Below are 17164 nucleotides of genomic sequence, written 5' to 3'. Positions count from 1 at the left end.
GGTGGGAATCAAGCCGGATTTCCCCCTTTGACTCTTTCCTTTCCTCAGCGCACGATCTGGGAAAACAACAATAGGGAGTTTTAGTATGTTGACCCGATTTCTGGCTTCGGCCGCCATATTGGGCCTGACCGCAGGTATCGCGGCTGCCGATTACAAGTTGACCATTTTACACACCAACGATTTCCACTCTCGCTTTGAGCCGATCAATAAGTACGACAGCGGCTGCGGTGCCGAGGACAATGCCGAAGGAAACTGCTTCGGTGGATCGGCGCGTCTGGTGACAGCAGTGGAAGAGGCGCGCGGACGGGCAGAAAACTCGATCCTGGTGGACGGCGGCGACCAGTTCCAGGGGTCGCTGTTCTATACCTATTACAAGGGCAAAGTGGCTGCCGAGTTCATGAACAAGTTGGGCTATGACGCGATGACCGTGGGTAACCACGAATTCGACGATGGACCCGAAGTTCTGCGCGGCTTCATTGATTCGGTCGATTTCCCCGTCCTGATGTCGAACGCCAATGTGGCCGACGAAGAGCTGCTGACCGATAAGATAAAGAAGTCGACGGTCATTGAGATTGGTGGCGAGAAGATCGGTCTGATTGGCCTGACACCCATAGATACGGACGAACTGGCATCGCCTGGTCCGAACGTCACGTTTTCCGATCCGGTACCGGCAGTTCAGGGCGAAGTGGACAGGCTGTCCGCGGAAGGTGTCAACAAAATCGTTGTGCTCAGCCATTCGGGCTATGGCGTAGACCAACGCGTTGCACAGGAAACCACCGGCGTTGACGTCATCGTAGGTGGCCATTCGAACACCTATTTGTCCAACGTGTCCGACAAAGCAGCTGGGCCGTATCCGACCGTCGTCAACGGTGTTCAGATCGTTCAGGCCTATGCCTATGGCAAGTTCCTGGGTGAGTTGAATGTGACCTTTGATGATGACGGTAATGTCGTCGAAGCAGCGGGTGAGCCGCTGATCATGGACAACACGGTGACCGAAGATCAGGCCGCACTGGATCGGATCGCCGAACTGGCCGTTCCGCTGGACGAAATCCGCAACAAGGTCGTCGCCAGTTCCGCCGATGCGATCGAAGGCGACCGCGCCATTTGTCGTGTGCAGGAATGTCAAATGGGCAACCTTGTCGCGGATGCCATGCTTGCACGTGTCGCCGACCAGGGTGTTCAGATCGCAATTGCGAATTCGGGCGGTTTGCGGGCATCGATTGACCCGGGCGAAGTCACTATGGGCGAAGTGCTAACCGTCCTGCCGTTCCAGAACACGCTCTCGACCTTTGAGATCAGTGGTCAGGGCGTCATTGATGCGCTGGAGAACGGTGTGAGCCAGGTGGAAGAGGTCAAGGGCCGCTTCCCACAGGTGGCAGGGTTGACCTTTGCATGGGATGCCTCGGTTGCACCCAATGAGGGCCGCGTCAGTGATGTGATGGTGGCCGAAGGCGACGGATTTGTTCCGATTGATCCCGCCGCCGCCTACCTGGTTGTGACCAACAACTATGTGCGAAATGGCGGCGACGGATACAGCGTGTTCGAAGGTGACGACAAGAACGCGTATGATTTCGGCCCTGATCTGGCAGATGTGACAGCAGAATATCTGGCGGAAAACGCACCATACCAACCGTATCTGGATGGGCGCATCAAGCAGAAGTAGACTGAATCTGGGTTGAAAAAGCCGTGTCATGCTGATGCGGCTTTTTTTCCTTCGGGCGCCTTTGGTGCTTGAGCTGGGTAATTGGCCATTGTTTCTGGACGAGGCGGGAAAAGAGGCCGGACGCCTCATGCCGCTGCGCGCTGGTCTACAATCGAGTTGTCCCGAGTGCAAACTCCATCCGTGCCGAAGTATGAGAGCCGGTTGAGGCCCTGGAAGATTGAATCCGAACGGCCTTTCCTTCGTTGATCCAGCGGGCTAGACCGCTCGCATGGCCGTGAAGCTTAACAACCTGACGCATCTCTATTCGCACAGTTTCGACACTGTGATAGACGTGCGCAGTCCGGCTGAATTTGCCGAGGATCATTTGCCTGGTGCGATCAACCTGCCGGTTCTGGACAATGAAGAACGCGCCCGGGTTGGTACGATCTATGTGCAGGAAAGCCCGTTTCTGGCCCGCAAGCTGGGCGCAGCACTGGTGTTTCGCAATGCGGCCAATCACATCGAAAACAACCTCAGCCATCACGAAGGCGGTTGGAGACCATTGGTGTATTGCTGGCGCGGAGGCCAGCGGTCGGGCTCCTTCACGTGGATGCTGCAGCAGATCGGTTGGCGGGCCGAAGTGATTGAGGGCGGCTATCGCAGCTACCGACGGCTGGTAAACGCTTATCTTTATCACGATCCGTTGCCGCACCAGCTGGTGGCTTTGGACGGATACACCGGAACCGCCAAAACCGAAATACTGGGGCAACTGCAAAGGCGCGGCGTGCAGGTTTTGGATCTTGAGGGGTTGGCCAACCATCGGGGGTCGTTGCTCGGGGATATGCCCGGCGGTCAACCGGGACAGAAGGCTTTTGAATCTGCGTTGTCCGCTGCGTTTTGCGCTTTGGATGTATCCCGCCCGGTCGTGGTCGAAGCGGAATCATCCAAAATCGGCAACCTGATCCTGCCGCCCAGCCTGTGGACTGCACTGTGCGCGGCCCCTCGGGTTCAGATCACGGCCCCGATCGCGGCGCGCACGGCCTATTTGGTTCGCGCCTATGATGACATCCTTTCTGACGCCAAGGGCCTGCGAGATCGGCTGTTGCCACTGCGCTTTCATCGCGGGAATGAGGTTGTGAACGGTTGGCTGCAATTGATCGAGGAAGGCGAAAAACGGGAGCTCACCCGAGCATTGATGGAGAGCCACTACGACCCGTCTTATTTGAAGTCTCGGCGGGCCCGCGACGCAAACGTGCTTGCTCAGGTCCATCTTACAACTTTGGATGACCCGGGGCTGGCAGACGCTGCAGCACGGATTGAAACGCTGCTGACTCAGCTCTGAAAACGCAGCCCCGGTGTTTCTGTCAACTGCCCAATGATCGAGGCCGGGTAGCCCGCGTCGCGCAGATCCCGCAGAACGGTTTCAGCACCATCTGCCGCAACAGCCGCTAGCAGACCTCCAGCAGTTTGCGGATCAAACAAAAGCGCAGCCTTGCCATCGGACGGCAATTCCATTGCGATGGACCTGTTGTCGGCAAAGATCGTCGACCGAATGCCCTGATCGCTCAGATCTTGCGCGCCTTGCATCACCGGGACGCTGAACAGATCGAGCGTTGCGCCACAATCAGAGGCCTCGCAAATGCCTTGCAGGTGACCGGCCAGACCAAACCCGGTCACATCCGTCATGGCGTGTGCGTCCGACAGGATGCTGGCTGCCGCGCTCTGCGGCTGTGTCATATGCTGGAATGCGGCCGTGACCGAGGCTCCGTCTGCTTTGCCGGCCATCTCTGCCGCCATTAACACACCGCTGCCTAAGGGTTTGGTCAGGATCAGGGCATCACCCGGACGACCGCCCGCCAACGTGATCGGATCGTTTTCGCACAGGCCGGTTAAGGTAAACCCGATGGTCATTTCATCACCCATCGAGCTGTGGCCACCCACGATTTCGGCACCGGCTGCCCGCATCACATCATTGGCAATTGTCATGATCTCGGACATGGTGCGATGCTGCAACTCGGCTGACATCCGAGGCAGAATGACTGTCGCGGTAGCTGCTTGTGGCGCGGCCCCCATGGCCCAGACATCCCCCAAGGCGTGCACGGCTGCGATGCGAGTCATCAGGGCCGGATTCAGTGTGGAGGCGCGCAGGTGGTCCGAGGTCATAACCTGCCGCGTGCCGCCGGTTAGCAGCACTGCGGCGTCATCGCCGGGCAGCGAGATGACATCGGATCGCTCAGGTGGGGATAATGCTTGCAGAGCAGACCGCAGAGCACCGCGCCCGACTTTAGCGCCGCACCCTCCGCACATGGGTTTGTCACCCAAGGTCTCGCGCAGGCCGGACGCATGATCGCGGGGCAGGAGCGACGGTCGCATTTGCGGCAAATCGCGAAACTTGTTCATGAAGCTCTGATCGATGTGGTTCTTCCATGTCCACATTAATGGGCCGCTGAAAGATGTTCCAAGACGTTCGGCCAGCGCGGATTTTCGACCCAGTGAGATCAGTTTAAGGTAATCTTTCTGAGGGGCATACCGTTTCATTCTACCAGCGCCCAGAGCGGCCCGCAGATTGTTGAAAAGGATCGGCGCCTCGCGCACCGCGTATACGCCAGCTTTGGGACGTGGGTTTTCCGTGAGATGCACGCAATCGCCAGCGGCAAAAACCGCCGGATCACTGGATTGCAAATGCCCGTTCACTTGAATGTACCCGTTCTGCAAGTCCAGGCCGGTGTTTGCGATCCAGTCATAGGGGCGGGCCCCGGCTGCGCCGGTGACAAATGTTGCAGGGATTTGGCGACCGTCTTCCAGCTCCACATGATCTTTGGCTATGCGCGCGATCGAGGTGTGCTCTATCACATCAACACCAAGATCGGTCATTGCGTTCCGGATTGTTGCCGCCGCTTTCGGATTTGTCGCGGTGAGGACCGATGCATTGTCGATCAGCGTGACTTGCGACGCTCGTCCTTTGGCCTTTAGCGCATGTGCCATTGCCATGGCCAGTTCAACGCCCGCAACGCCGCCGCCGATAACCACAATCGCGGCCGATCCGCTACCTTCCAGATACGCGGCCCAACACGCAGCCAACCGACCCAAAGGCTTGGCGGGCACAGCATGGTCGGCAAAGCCTGTCAACGAAGGCATTTTTGATGTAATGCCAACATTGACGGATGCGACATCGAACGCCACCGGGGGACGCCCGGGCACGTGAATTTCTCGCTTTTGGGTGTCGATCCTGTTCACAGCCCCTAAGACCACTCCGGCCCCGGCAAACCGCGCCAGTCTGACCAGATCGATATCCAGTTCCGAACGCTCATAGTGACCGGCGACAAACCCTGGCAACATGCCCGAATACGGCGCGGTGGGTCCGGGATTGATCAAGGTTAAGCGGGCACCGGGCAGGGGGTTCATGCCCCACTTTCGCAACACCAGCGCGTGCGTGTGTCCTCCGCCAATCAGAACCAGATCACGGGTCAGGGGCAGCGGAGGAGTGTGCATTTGTCTCAGTTCGTGCTGTGGTCGGGGACGTCTTCGACCTGCTCGACCGCGTGGGTGGCCCAAAGCTCATCCTCGCCCGCATCCGGCAGGTCCTCGGGCTTTTCATGACGGTGAATGTGCCATTTGGCAATGAACAGGGCCGTGATCGGGGCGGTGAGGAACAAAAACAAGGTGATCAGCAGCTCGTGCAGCGACAGATGCCCTTCGATCAGGACGGAATGGCAGATCGAGGCCAAAAGAACGCCGCCCACACCGAGGGTTGTCGCCTTGGTCGGAGCATGCAGGCGAGACATCGGATCCTTCAGCTTGATCATGCCAAACGAGCCGACAAAACCGAATATGCCCGATACCATAAGGAAGAATGCGATCAGAAGTTCGAAGATAAATTCCATCAAACCCTCACTCGATAATGTTGCCGCGCAGCATAAAGCGGGCATAGGCGACGGTTGAGACAAAACCCAGCATGGCAATAATCATGGCAGCCTCAAAAAAGATTTCGGTGCCTTTGAACAGGCCGTACAGGATCATCAGGGCAATCGTGTTGATCACCATCGTGTCCAGCGCCAGAACTCGGGTACCAACCCCTTCGGCCGTGATGATCCGCCAGAGACACATGATGATTGCTGCCCCAAAACAGGCAAACGCAAAGTGGATGGCAAAACCCATCATTCGAAAATCTCCTTCAGACGACGTTCATAGCGTTGCTTGATCTGATCCCGCACGGCGTCCGGGTCTGAGGTGTCAAGACAGTGGACAAGCAGGTTATGTCCTTGCGCCGACAGATCACAACTGACCGTGCCAGGTGTCATCGTGATGGTGCCAGCCAGAACGGTGATCGCTTCGGGCGTGCGCAATTCCAGGGGGATACATACCCAGTTCGGCTGCCGGTCGGCGTCACGCTTGAACAGGATGATCTTTGCGACCGTGACATTGGCAACAACGATATCCCACAGCACGACCAGCATGTATTCGATCACCATCGGCCAGTTGCGTAGTTTGGGACGGTCTGGCCAGTAGGGCTGGGTTACGAAGGGGATAATTATTCCCAAAATCAAGCCAAAGACCAGCGAGTTCAGCGACGGCGCGTTTGCCAGAAACAACCAGACAAGCGTCAGTAGAATCGTCAGTTGGGGGTGCGGGAAAATACGGCGCAGTAGTCTCATTACTCTTCACCTCCCAATACGGCCGAGATGTAACGCTCGGGCGTGAACAATTGCTCTGCTGTCTTGCTTGTGTACTCCAAAGCGGGCCCGGCAAACAGGGTTAGCAGGATCAGACCCGCAACCGCACCGAAGACCGCCGTAAAGGCCAGGCCGGGTTGCGGTTCGGGGGCAGATCGCTCATCCGTTTCCTCCTCCTCTGGTGCGTCTTCCCCCGCATATTCGACATCGTGGCTCTTCCAAAAGATCAGCGAACCGGCACGTGCCAATCCAACGATGGTCACGAAGGATCCGACCAGGATCACAAACCAAACGGCGTTGGCGTTTGATGCATCGCGTGCGGCGTCCAAAACAAGCAGTTTACCAACAAAGCCCGACAACGGCGGCATCCCTGCTATCGCGATTGCGCCAACAAAGAACAGAGCTGCGACCAGTCCGCTTTGCGGCATCGGTGGCTTGGGTGTAATTGTACCGCCGCGGCGTTCCATCACCAGATCAGCAACCAGGAACAGCAACGCTGTCGCCAACGTCGAGTGGAAGATGTAGTACAGTGCGGCCGCAGTTGCTTCGGGCGTGAACAACGATATTGCGATCAGTAGCGTGCCCATTGAGGCGATGGCACAGAACGCCACCATGCGGGCAATGTGCTGCGCACCAAGGATACCAATAGCCCCAACCGCAAGCGTCAAAACGGCAGCCGGTTGCAGCCAATCGCCGACCAACCCTTGCGTCGCTTCGACCTCGGGTCCGAAAGCCAGCGTGTACATACGCAAGATCGAATAGGCCCCGACCTTGGTCATAATCGCAAACAGCGCCGCCACAGGTAAAGGCGCGTTGGCATAGCTTGCAGGCAACCAGAAATGCAGTGGTAGAACAGCGGCCTTGATACAGAAAACCAGCAGCAACAGCACGGCACCAACTCGCAGAAGGGCGGTATCTTCGGGTGGTAACTCTGCCACACGCACGGCGATGTCGGCCATATTCAAGGTGCCCGTCACACCATAGAGCGTTCCCAAGGCGAACAGAAACAAGGTTGAACCCAGCAGGTTGTAAGCGACATATTGAACGCCCGCCTTCAAACGCACCGACCCGCCGCCGTGGGTCATAAGTCCATAAGATGCGATCAGCAGAACTTCGAAGAACACAAACAGGTTGAACGCGTCCCCGGTCAGAAACGCTCCGCAGACGCCCATTAACTGGAAATGAAACAGCGCGTGGAAATGGTTGCCGCGCTGATCCCAGCCGGACCCAATCGCATAAAGTACTATTGGCAATGCCAGGAGTGCCGTTAGCAACACCATCATGGCCGACATCCTGTCCAGTACCATGACAATGCCAAACGGGGCGGGCCAGTCGCCCAATTCATAGACCTGGATGTCCCCGCCAGAAGCTTGCGCCGTGATCGTCAGCGCAATGCCCAGCAGTGCGACCACACCGGCGACTGAGAAGATGCGTTGCAGGTCCAGATGATATCGCAAGACCATGATGATAAACGGTGCAAGGATCGCGGGTAGGACGATCGGCGCAACGATCCAGTGGTTCATGCGTCTTCTCCCGGCGCGTCAACGCAGTCCTGCGCGGTCATGTCGATATGGTCATCCTTCGAGGACAGATAGGCGCTGAGCGCGATCATTACGATCACCGCGGTCATCCCGAATGAGATCACAATGGCCGTCAGCACAAGCGCCTGAGGCAGCGGATCGGTGTAAGGAACCTCTTCATATTTGTTCAGAACTGCGGGCGCATTCAGCGCCAGCCGACCGGTCGCGAATAGAAAGACGTTCACCGCATAGGTGATCAACGACAGGCCTAAAATGACTGGAAATGTTCGACGGCGCAGGATCAGGAAAATCCCGGCAGCGGTCAGAACGCCTACGGCAGAGGCTACAAGCGCTTCCATCAGACCTGCTCCTTCTCTTCTTCGTCCGGCGGATCATCCCGCAACGGATTGATGTCCATCGGGAATTCCTGTGCCATGCCGGGCTGCCATGCAAACCTGGACAAGCTGTCCAGCGCCAGCATGACGGCACCCAGAACCGCCAGAAACACGCCGGTGTCGAACAACATGGCGGTGGCCCACTCGAATTCTTCCAGTGGTGGCCAGTTGATGTAGCCGAAATCGCTGGTCAGGAAGGGGCGTTCGTTGAACCACGCGCCCAAACCCGTCGCGGCCGCGATCAGGACACCCCAGCCGATTGTCCCATGGTAATAGAACCTTTGGCGTTCGATGGCCCAGGTATAGCCGCTGGCCATGTATTGCATCAGATAGGCTATGGCGACGATCAGCCCGGCAATAAAGCCGCCGCCGGGTTGGTTGTGTCCACGGAAGAAGATGTAGGCCCCAACCATCAGCGCGATCGGCATCATCACGCGCGTTACCACAACCATCATCAGCGGATGCGCGTCGCCCGATTGTGGCCAATGAGGTTTGCGGTTCAGCAGATAGCCACGCACATTGGTGCTCAGCACAGATTCCGTCAGGGCGTAGATGATCAGCGCTGCGATACCCAGAACGATGATTTCGCCAAAGGTATCAAACCCCCGGAAGTCCACCAGGATCACGTTAACCACATTGGTGCCGCCGCCGCCTTTGTACGAGTTTGCCAGGTGGAAATCCGAGATCGTTGGAAATGCGAAGTCGCGCATCATGATCGCATAGATCAATGCGCCTGACCCGATCCCGGCAACAACTGAAATTGCGGCATCACGCCAGCGTCTTGCAGGGGCGCTGTCCCACGGAGTTTCGGTTGGCAAAAAGTTCAGCGACAACAAGAGAAGGATCATGGTAACCACTTCGACCGAAATCTGTGTTAGTGCCAAATCCGGCGCGGAAAGGTAGTTGAAGGCAATGGATACGATCAGGCCGACAACACCGATCAGAACCAGGGATAACAAGCGGTTGCGGTGGAACCACATGATCCCAAGCGTCGCGCCGACCAGACAGATCCATCCGATGATCGGGATAATTTGGGCTGGTAGCGGGACGCGTGTTTCGATCCCAATTGTTCCAGTCGAATACGCGTAGTAGCCCAACCCAACAGTGAAGGTGACAAAGATGACCGCATATCGGCTGAGAACACCGTTGTGCAACTCGTCGGTTATCAGACGGCTGAGTCTGGTGAATGCGTCGATAATCGCCTCAAAGATAACTTTTGCTTCGGGGCGCGGCAGGGCGTTCCAGATCTGCTCACCGCGTCGATGCAGGGCAAGCAGGAACAAACCACCCAGCGTAGCAACGACCGACATGTACAGGGCTGGGGTGAAGCCATGCCACAGTTTCAGCGAGTAATACGGCAGCTTTTCACCGCCAATAACCGCGCTTGAGACAACGGCAACCAATGGGCCGACGATTGCGGCTGAGTAGAGACCAATAAGCATGACCAATATGACAAGAAAGGCCGGTGCCAGCCACAAGCCAACGGGCGGGTCATGCGGCTTTGCCGGATAGTCATCACGCTGAGGCCCAAGGAACACGTGGCTTACAAAGCGGAAGGAATACGCGGCTGAAAACACCGCAGCCAGAACTGCTAAACTTGGCACCAGATAATGTGAATTCAACCAAGTGGTATGAACGGTTTCCTCCAGCATCATTTCCTTTGACAGGAAACCGTTTAGAGGTGGCAGACCCGCCATCGACAATGCTGCAATTGTGCCAATGGTAAAGGTGATCGGCATCAAGTGACGCAACCCACCCAACCGCTTTACGTCTCGCGTGCCCGTTTCGTGGTCCACGATCCCCGCTGTCATGAACAGCGCAGCTTTGAAGGTTGCGTGGTTGATGATGTGGAACATAGCGGCAACGGCCGCAAACTTGGTGCCAAAGCCCAAAAGCATGGTCACCAACCCAAGGTGCGACACCGTCGAGAAGGCCAGAAGCGCTTTTAGGTCATCTTTGAACAGTGCAATCACCGCACCAAGCAACATCGTCACCAGCCCCGTTGTTGCGACGATGTAAAACCACGCATCCGTTCCAGCCAGGACCGGCCACATGCGAGCCATCAGGAACAGTCCTGCCTTCACCATCGTTGCCGAGTGCAGATAGGCCGAAACTGGGGTTGGAGCTGCCATCGCGTGTGGCAGCCAGAAATGAAAGGGGAACTGCGCGGATTTGGTGAAACAGCCTAGCAGGATCAGGATCAATGCAGGCATGTAGTGGGGCGATGACTGGATCAGCTCTTTGTTCTGTAAAATGACGCTAAGGTCGTAGGACCCAACAATGTTACCCAGGATCAGCATCCCGGCGATCATCGCCAAGCCGCCACCGCCCGTCACCGCAAGCGCCATCCGTGCACCTTGCCGCCCTTCGGGCAGGTGTTTCCAATAGCCAATCAACAGGAAGGAACTCAGCGACGTGAGTTCCCAAAAGATAAGCAAAAGCAATATGTTGTCGGACAGAACGATCCCAACCATCGCACCCTGAAACAGCAGCAGATAGGTATAGAACTGCCCCATCGGATCTTCGCGCGACAAATAGAATCGGGCATAGAGAATGATCAGCAATCCGATGCCAAGGATCAGCAAGGCGAACAGGAACCCAAGTCCGTCCAGCATGAAGTTCGCATTCAGCCCCAGCCCTGGCATCCAGTCGAACCGAGCGGTGATCACCTCGCCTCGTAAAACCGCCGGGCTATGGATCAACAAACCCATAAGCGCCAAGAAGGTGGTCAACCCTGCGGCCGAGGCTGCTGCGTTTCGTCCCGCCCGGATCAGGAGGGCTGGGAAAACAGCTCCGAGAAAGGGAAGGGCCGCGATGAGGAATAGGGACAAGTGCGATACTCCGGTCTGGGCGGTCTATGTGTTGTTGGTTTTCTAAGGATAATTTATTGACTGTCCAGATATTGCAAGTTTTTCACAGAGTTCTAGGGCAATCTCTGGATCGGGTTTGCCCTGCGTAATAATGACGCGAACTTGATCCGAGGGTCAGAATTCAGAGCAGAAATGACTCTCGGCCTGTGGTAGAACCGGCGCGGCAGATCAGAGGAAGATGACATGTCGGACAAGGTGAACCGGACCCGCAGGTGGGTTTTGCTTGGTGGTGCAGCCGCCATTGCGACCGGTTTCGCGATCCGGGAGTACCGCTTGATCCCGCAAGATTATGCGGGTGGTCAGTTGGATGTGGCCGAAGCCTACAAGCAAGCCCAATCCGGTGATATTTTATTGGTGGACATCCGCACCCCGCGGGAATGGCAGGCGACCGGAGTGGGTGACGGTGCGCACCCTTTGGATATGCGACGCGAGGACTTTGTCCAAGCGCTTGAGCGTCTTACCGACGGCAACCCTGAAACCCCCGTGGCACTGATTTGTGCACGAGGCGTGCGGTCGGCGCGGTTAAGCAACCAGCTGACCGTGGCAGGGTTCACAAACATCATAGACGTACCCGAAGGCATGTTGGGTTCGGCCGCAGGCCCGGGCTGGATGCGTGTTGGGCTTCCAGTCAAAAGTTACAAAGAGGACACATAATGCGCGCGAAACACTTGATGGCTTTGTGTTTTGCTTTTTCCGGGCAGGCGGCTGTGGCTGCGTGTGGCGCGGACGAAGGCACCTGTGACATTTCATCTGGTAGCTACCACATCGAATTACCGGACAGCGAAAACCCGCCATTGGTGATATTTCTGCATGGCTACGGTGGGAGCGGGTCCGGCACGATGAAGAACCGGAGCATGGTCGAACCGTTGCTGGCCCGGGGATACGCAGTGATGGCGCCGGAAGGGGCCGTTCGAAATGGCCGCCAAAGCTGGAACTTTTACGATGGGTTTGGCGACCGCGACGAAAAAGTGTTTTTGACCGAGGCCGTTCAGGACGCGACGGACCGGTTTGGCATAGATGGCGACCGTGTGGTTCTTGGCGGTTTTTCGGCCGGAGCGTTTATGGTGAACTACCTGGCGTGCGCAGCGCCCGAAACCTTTTCGGCCTATGTGCCGGTGTCAGGCGGTTTCTGGCGGCCGCATCCTGAAACCTGCGGCGGACCCGTGCGGTTGTTTCACACTCATGGCTGGGTCGATAACGTAGTCCCGCTGGAAGGGCGGCTTCTGGGCGGCGGCCGCTACCATCAAGGAGATATCTTTGCTGGTTTGGAAATTTGGCGCGAAGCCAATGATTGCGTTGACACCAAGCCTGATGGTTTTGGGACAACCGATCAATTTATGCGCCGCAGGTGGACATGCGCTGATGGCGGTGCTCTTGAATTCGCTTTGTTCCCGGGCGGTCATACCGTGCCCAATGGCTGGGCAGATATGATGGTCGACTGGTATGAAGGGCTGCCGGGCGGTTAATTACTCCGCCGGTGTCATGACACCTTTACCATCCAGCAAACGTTTCAGTTCCGTCCGGTGATGGCGGGCTGAACGGGTGATGGCGGGTTCGTTAAAATCCTCGCGCATTCCGACCATATGCCGGGCCGCACCGACGGACACACCGCTTAGCGCTGACAATGGTATTGCCAGCGCAAGGCTGATCGCAATTGGGGCCAACCAGAACGAGACCAGACCCGCCAGGATACCGGCGCTAAGTGCAACACCGATGATCGTTTCCAGGGCATGGCACAGGATCAATGTCCGCAGGCTATAGCTGCCGCCATCCCGTTCCTGCGGTTTCCAGCCTTTTTGAATGCCAAGCACAGTCCGAAAGACGGCAATCATCTGCTGCACCATCAGGATCGGCGCATAAAGCACCGACAGGATCACTTCGGCCAGAAACGAGGTGAAGAACCGACGCTTTCCACCAAAGTCGGAATAGCGCACGCCGCTGAGGGGCAGGGCCGCGACCCCCAGCACTTTGGGGGCAAGCAGCATCGCGTACATGACTAGAATGATCAAGACATGCCGCGTTTCGGTCATTTCTGGCCATTGCGGGAACATCGGGTTGTCAGGGCTGAAATAATGCAGGACCGAGGCGTCTTCGCCCTGACCGATCAATGCCCACATCACCAGCAGCGCAAACCACAGGGGCGACATCAGATATCCAACGGCTCCGTGGAACATGTGAAAACGTGACACCGAGCGGAAGCCGCGCGACCCGAGCAGTTTCAAATGCTGCAGGTTGCCCTGACACCAACGCCGATCTCGCATGGCATGATCAATGAGGGTTGGAGGTGTCTCTTCGTACGATCCACGAATACGCGGCAGAAAACGCACACCCCATCCGGCACGGCGGAGCAGACCGGCCTCGACAAAGTCATGGCTCATGATCAGTTCTTCCTGCCCGTTGAGGGACCGGAGTTTGGGCAGCCCCGCACATGTTGCGAAGGCTTTGGTTCGGATGATGGCGTTATGACCCCAATAATTGCCTTCCTGGCCGCACCAGCGGGCCAGACCTTCGGCAAAGGCGATGCCGTAAACGCCGTTGGCGAATTGCTGCATGCGGGCGAAAACCGACTGCGCGCCGATCAGTTGTGGGTAGCTCTGGATCAGGCCTGCACCAGGATCACGTGCCAGCGAGTCGGTCAGGCGGGCAATGGCGCGGCCGGTCATCAGGCTGTCGGCATCCAACACCAGCATTGCATCCCAGTCCGAGCCCCAGCGGCTGACCCAGTCGGCGATATTGCCGACTTTACGGTCTGTGTTTTGTTCGCGGCGGCGGTAGTACAATTCCAATCCCGGGGCCAACGTTGTGCGCAGCGCCTCGATGCTGGCTTGCTCCTGCGCGGCAATCTCAGGATCACGTGTGTCCGAAAGGACAAACATGGCATAGTGATGCTGCCCACCTCGGGCCTGCAACTCCTCCAGCATGGTTCTGGCGTTGCCAAGCACGATCCATGGGACCTCGTTGTAGACCGGCATCAGCAGGGCCACGCGCAAGGCATGTGGACGTCCCTGACGGGCCGGGCGCTCCTGACGAGACAACGAGACCATGCCCAGCAATACGGTGCAGACCGTGAACGAGATCCAGAAGAAATTAAAAGAGATCAGCGCCAGAAGGACTGCTTCGATCAGATTGATGCCCTCGGCGCCGAACCAATCGGTCATGACCCAGAACAAACCGAGCGTCGCAGCCATTGCCGGTGAAAACGCCAATGCCCTCCAGAACCCGGCTGAGTGCCGACCGGTGCGCGACGGCACTTCGGCATCCCGGAACCCGGCGCGAAAATCTTGCGCGGGCATCGCCAAAGGAGCCTGTGACGGCATGATATGCAGGTCGTGGCTCATGTCGTCCATCTGTACAACCAGACTTCTGACGCGGCTTGTTTGCCAAGTCTTAGTTGGGCGCGCAATTCGACGTGGTCGCGATCGCCGGGCTCGAACGAGAAGGCCAGTCGTAGGCCACCAGTGTCGGGGTTCCGCTGCAAGACGCCTTCCGAGGTTTCCACATGCGGTGATTGCACATAGATATTGAGCGCTTCGGGGTCTTCAAACAGTTCACTGGCCTCGAAATCGATAACGGCCAGACGCCCTTCACCAAAGGTGTTTTCGCCCATGGCGGTATTGATCACGCGGGGCATCGGCGTGCGCTGCGGTTCTTCACCCCAAATCAGGCTGTAGGATAGGTCCACTTGCTGACCGGGCACATAGGGCTCGGCCGGACGCCAATAGGCAACGATGTTGTCATAGATCTCCTGGTCAGCCGGGATTTCCACCAGCGTAACTGTGCCTTTGCCCCAATCGCCTTGCGGCTCGACCCACAGACTGGGCCGTTTGTGATATTGGGCTTCGAGATCGGCGTAATCGGAAAACGCGCGCTTGCGCTGCATCAGACCAAAGCCTTGCGGGTTGGTGTCGACGAAAGAGGAGACCTGCAGACGGGTCGGGTTTGCCAACGGGCGCCAGATGACTTCACCTGCTCCATTGCGGATCAGCAGCCCGTCACTGTCATGCACCGCCGGCCTGAAATCGTCGAACCGACCGTGATTGGTCTGATCGAACAGGAACATCGAAGTCCCCGGCGCGATTCCCACGTGATCCAGTTCAACACGAGGGAACAGGGTTGCTTCGATCTCCATCGTACAATCTGCACCAGCGGTGACGTTAAACCGATAGGCGCCGGTCACACTGGGGCTGTCCATAAGGGCGTGCACAACCATATTGCGCTGGCCGGGCTCAGGACGTTCTAACCAGAAGCGGATGAATTCGGGAAATTCCTCACCATCCGGATCGCCGGTTTTCAGGGCGAGCCCACGGGCCGACAGGCCATAAACCTCGTGCAGGCCAATTGCACGGAAATAGCTTGCACCTTGGAACACACAGAACTCATCCGTTTTGCCGGGACGGTGCATTTCCGTCCGCAGGCGTAAGCCTGAGAATCCAAGCGTCTCATCCACGGGAAGCTGCGGCACTTCGTCGGATTTATCGAACATCTCCAGATCAAAGGCGACAGGTTTGGTCATACCGTTTTCGACGGTCGATACCTGAACGGTCCGCGGGAAGTAGAGACCGGGTGTGAAGAAATCGATGTTGAACGGCGTTTCGGTTTCAAACCAAAGCGCACGATCCAGCCGGAAACGGATTGACCTGTATTGTGGATACGTCAGATCCTGCCATTCCTGTGGAACCATTTCGCGTTCGGCAAAGGGACGACTGGCCAGATCGCGAGCCAGTGCAATGACGTCATTGCGGTCAAACGGCACCTCTCCGCCCGATGCAAAGGTCGCGGGCGCCAGAAACAGCGCGGAAGTTGAAGCCAAAAAAGCGCGACGAGTTAAATTCATTTCTTCGATTTCCAAGGCTGTGACTTAAACCACGCGGCCAAATAGGCCACGCCAATGATCATGGCAAAGCCAATCATGTTAGCGACGAACACGCTGGCAAAATCTCGCCCAGTTTGATCCAGAGCGACGCCAATCAGCCGAGCGGCGGCCATCGAGAACACAAACACCGCCAGCGATTGTTGACCCACCTTGGTGATCAGTTTCAGCACCACCTGCCAAGCGCGCGCGCCGACACTATCACCAGATGCAATCAGGCGGTGGCCGTGTTCACCCGCTATCACCCAACCCAGATAGGCCAGCGACAAGAAGTGCAGGTAGCGGAACAAGCCGAACTCAGTCTTTCCACGGAATTCCTTGGTCAGTAGCCAGATGTCACGGATTTGTTCAGCCAGACCCGGTGCAGCAGATTGGACCCACAAGAAGACTTTCCACGATCCGAATGGCGCCGACAGGATCAGAAACAGCGCTGCTGCCCAGATCAGGGATTTTGAGACGGGCGGGGCAGGGATCCAGCCACGCATGAAGGCGAAACCGGTGAAAAACAGCAATTGCCAGCCAAACGGGTTGAAAAACCATTGCCGGTCAGACCAAGGCTCGGCCGGAAGGGCCAGAATACCTGTTTGAGCGACCAGCCAGATCGCAACCGAGGTTGCGGCAACAGCCCAAAACCCAACTCGTGATAACGCCATGAACAACGGCATCATCGCCAGGACCACAAGATACATCGGCAGAATGTCAAAATAGTTCGGCACGTAAGTCAGGGTAAAAATGCCGACCATCTGAGGCAGCGGATCATTGAAGAAATGCTGCAGGTTCAGGGATGAGACATAACTTTTTTCAAACAGGCCGGAATTGTCCAGCGCAGCCATGCTCATGGCGACAAAGAAAAACAGGCAGACATGCGCCCAGTAGACCTGCCAAATGCGGAACGCGACGCGGGCTGTGCCCAGCAACCACCCCTTGCGCAGGAATGCACCGCCAAAAGCGATCGCCGAGGCCATGCCCGAGCAGAACACAAAGATCTCGGTCGCGTCGGAAAAGCCAAACCGGGCGGGAATCCACTTGGCCCAGGGGTCATTCGGGATATGAGCGATCAGGATGATGAACATCGCGATGCCGCGATAGAAATCCAGGCGCGGATCGCGCACACGGGCGGTCGGGGCCACGGCCGACGCCGTAACCGGAGCAAAATCAGAAGCGGGCGATACAGTCGCCATACGGTTTCTGTCC

Annotated in this window: 14 protein-coding genes; 4 read left to right on the top strand and 10 right to left on the bottom strand. The window is 57.3% G+C overall.

The genetic code is table 11. The annotated features are described in order from the left end of the window. Positions 1-85: 85 nt before the first annotated feature. Complete coding sequence (locus Q1B13_RS04805; RefSeq protein WP_299076541.1) at positions 86-1663, top strand: bifunctional UDP-sugar hydrolase/5'-nucleotidase; 1578 nt, start codon at positions 86-88, stop codon at positions 1661-1663. Positions 1664-1931: 268 nt separating this feature from the next. Beyond that, positions 1932-2984, top strand: coding sequence for a tRNA 2-selenouridine(34) synthase MnmH (gene mnmH, locus Q1B13_RS04800; RefSeq protein ID WP_299076539.1), 1053 nt, complete (start codon positions 1932-1934; stop codon positions 2982-2984). Here mnmH and selD read toward each other — a convergent pair. Genes selD through Q1B13_RS04765 form a run of 7 tightly spaced genes read right to left on the bottom strand, consistent with a single transcriptional unit; the run spans position 2975 to position 11061 of the window. Continuing rightward, on the bottom strand, positions 2975-5134 hold the full coding sequence (gene selD, locus Q1B13_RS04795; RefSeq protein WP_299076536.1) for a selenide, water dikinase SelD: 2160 nt from the start codon (positions 5132-5134) through the stop codon (positions 2975-2977). The genes mnmH and selD overlap by 10 nt on opposite strands. Positions 5135-5139: 5 nt before the next feature. Further along, on the bottom strand, positions 5140-5526 hold the full coding sequence (locus Q1B13_RS04790) for a Na+/H+ antiporter subunit G (protein WP_299076533.1): 387 nt from the start codon (positions 5524-5526) through the stop codon (positions 5140-5142). A 7-nt stretch (positions 5527-5533) separates the two neighbouring features. Then, positions 5534-5803 carry a K+/H+ antiporter subunit F gene (locus Q1B13_RS04785; RefSeq protein ID WP_298936761.1) on the bottom strand — a complete coding sequence of 90 codons (270 nt, stop codon included), beginning with the start codon at positions 5801-5803 and terminating at the stop codon, positions 5534-5536. Then, on the bottom strand, positions 5800-6297 hold the full coding sequence (locus Q1B13_RS04780; RefSeq protein ID WP_299076530.1) for a Na+/H+ antiporter subunit E: 498 nt from the start codon (positions 6295-6297) through the stop codon (positions 5800-5802). Before Q1B13_RS04780 ends, Q1B13_RS04785 begins: the two co-directional genes overlap by 4 nt. Beyond that, entirely contained in the window at positions 6297-7838 is a 1542-nt protein-coding gene (locus tag Q1B13_RS04775; RefSeq protein WP_299076526.1) for a monovalent cation/H+ antiporter subunit D, read from the bottom strand. The genes Q1B13_RS04780 and Q1B13_RS04775 overlap by 1 nt, the downstream gene beginning before the upstream one ends. After that, positions 7835-8194, bottom strand: a complete 360-nt coding sequence (locus Q1B13_RS04770; protein ID WP_120636239.1) for a Na+/H+ antiporter subunit C — start codon at positions 8192-8194, stop codon at positions 7835-7837. Before Q1B13_RS04770 ends, Q1B13_RS04775 begins: the two co-directional genes overlap by 4 nt. After that, the gene (locus tag Q1B13_RS04765) at positions 8194-11061 is read right to left on the bottom strand and encodes a monovalent cation/H+ antiporter subunit A (protein WP_299076519.1); all 2868 of its coding nucleotides are present in this window, start codon (positions 11059-11061) and stop codon (positions 8194-8196) included. The genes Q1B13_RS04770 and Q1B13_RS04765 overlap by 1 nt, the downstream gene beginning before the upstream one ends. 222 nt (positions 11062-11283) lie before the next feature. Here Q1B13_RS04765 and Q1B13_RS04760 point away from each other — a divergent pair, with 222 nt between their 5' ends. Then, the gene (locus Q1B13_RS04760) at positions 11284-11754 is read left to right on the top strand and encodes a rhodanese-like domain-containing protein (protein WP_299076516.1); all 471 of its coding nucleotides are present in this window, start codon (positions 11284-11286) and stop codon (positions 11752-11754) included. Continuing rightward, entirely contained in the window at positions 11754-12566 is an 813-nt protein-coding gene (locus Q1B13_RS04755) for a PHB depolymerase family esterase (RefSeq protein ID WP_299076513.1), read from the top strand. Before Q1B13_RS04760 ends, Q1B13_RS04755 begins: the two co-directional genes overlap by 1 nt. Here Q1B13_RS04755 and mdoH read toward each other — a convergent pair whose 3' ends face one another. The 3 genes from mdoH to Q1B13_RS04740 are packed head-to-tail and all read right to left on the bottom strand — an operon-like array spanning position 12567 to position 17151. After that, entirely contained in the window at positions 12567-14438 is a 1872-nt protein-coding gene (gene mdoH / locus Q1B13_RS04750) for a glucans biosynthesis glucosyltransferase MdoH (RefSeq protein WP_299076511.1), read from the bottom strand. Beyond that, the gene (locus Q1B13_RS04745; RefSeq protein WP_299076508.1) at positions 14435-15934 is read right to left on the bottom strand and encodes a glucan biosynthesis protein; all 1500 of its coding nucleotides are present in this window, start codon (positions 15932-15934) and stop codon (positions 14435-14437) included. The genes mdoH and Q1B13_RS04745 overlap by 4 nt, the downstream gene beginning before the upstream one ends. Then, complete coding sequence (locus tag Q1B13_RS04740; protein WP_299076505.1) at positions 15931-17151, bottom strand: OpgC family protein; 1221 nt, start codon at positions 17149-17151, stop codon at positions 15931-15933. Before Q1B13_RS04740 ends, Q1B13_RS04745 begins: the two co-directional genes overlap by 4 nt. Between the last annotated feature and the right edge of the window lie 13 nt (positions 17152-17164).

This window comes from uncultured Ruegeria sp. (genome assembly GCF_947489545.1).
Classification (GTDB): Bacteria; Pseudomonadota; Alphaproteobacteria; order Rhodobacterales; family Rhodobacteraceae; genus Ruegeria.
Note: the sequence above shows the minus strand (reverse complement) of the source record. Positions and strands in the feature narration are given on the sequence as shown.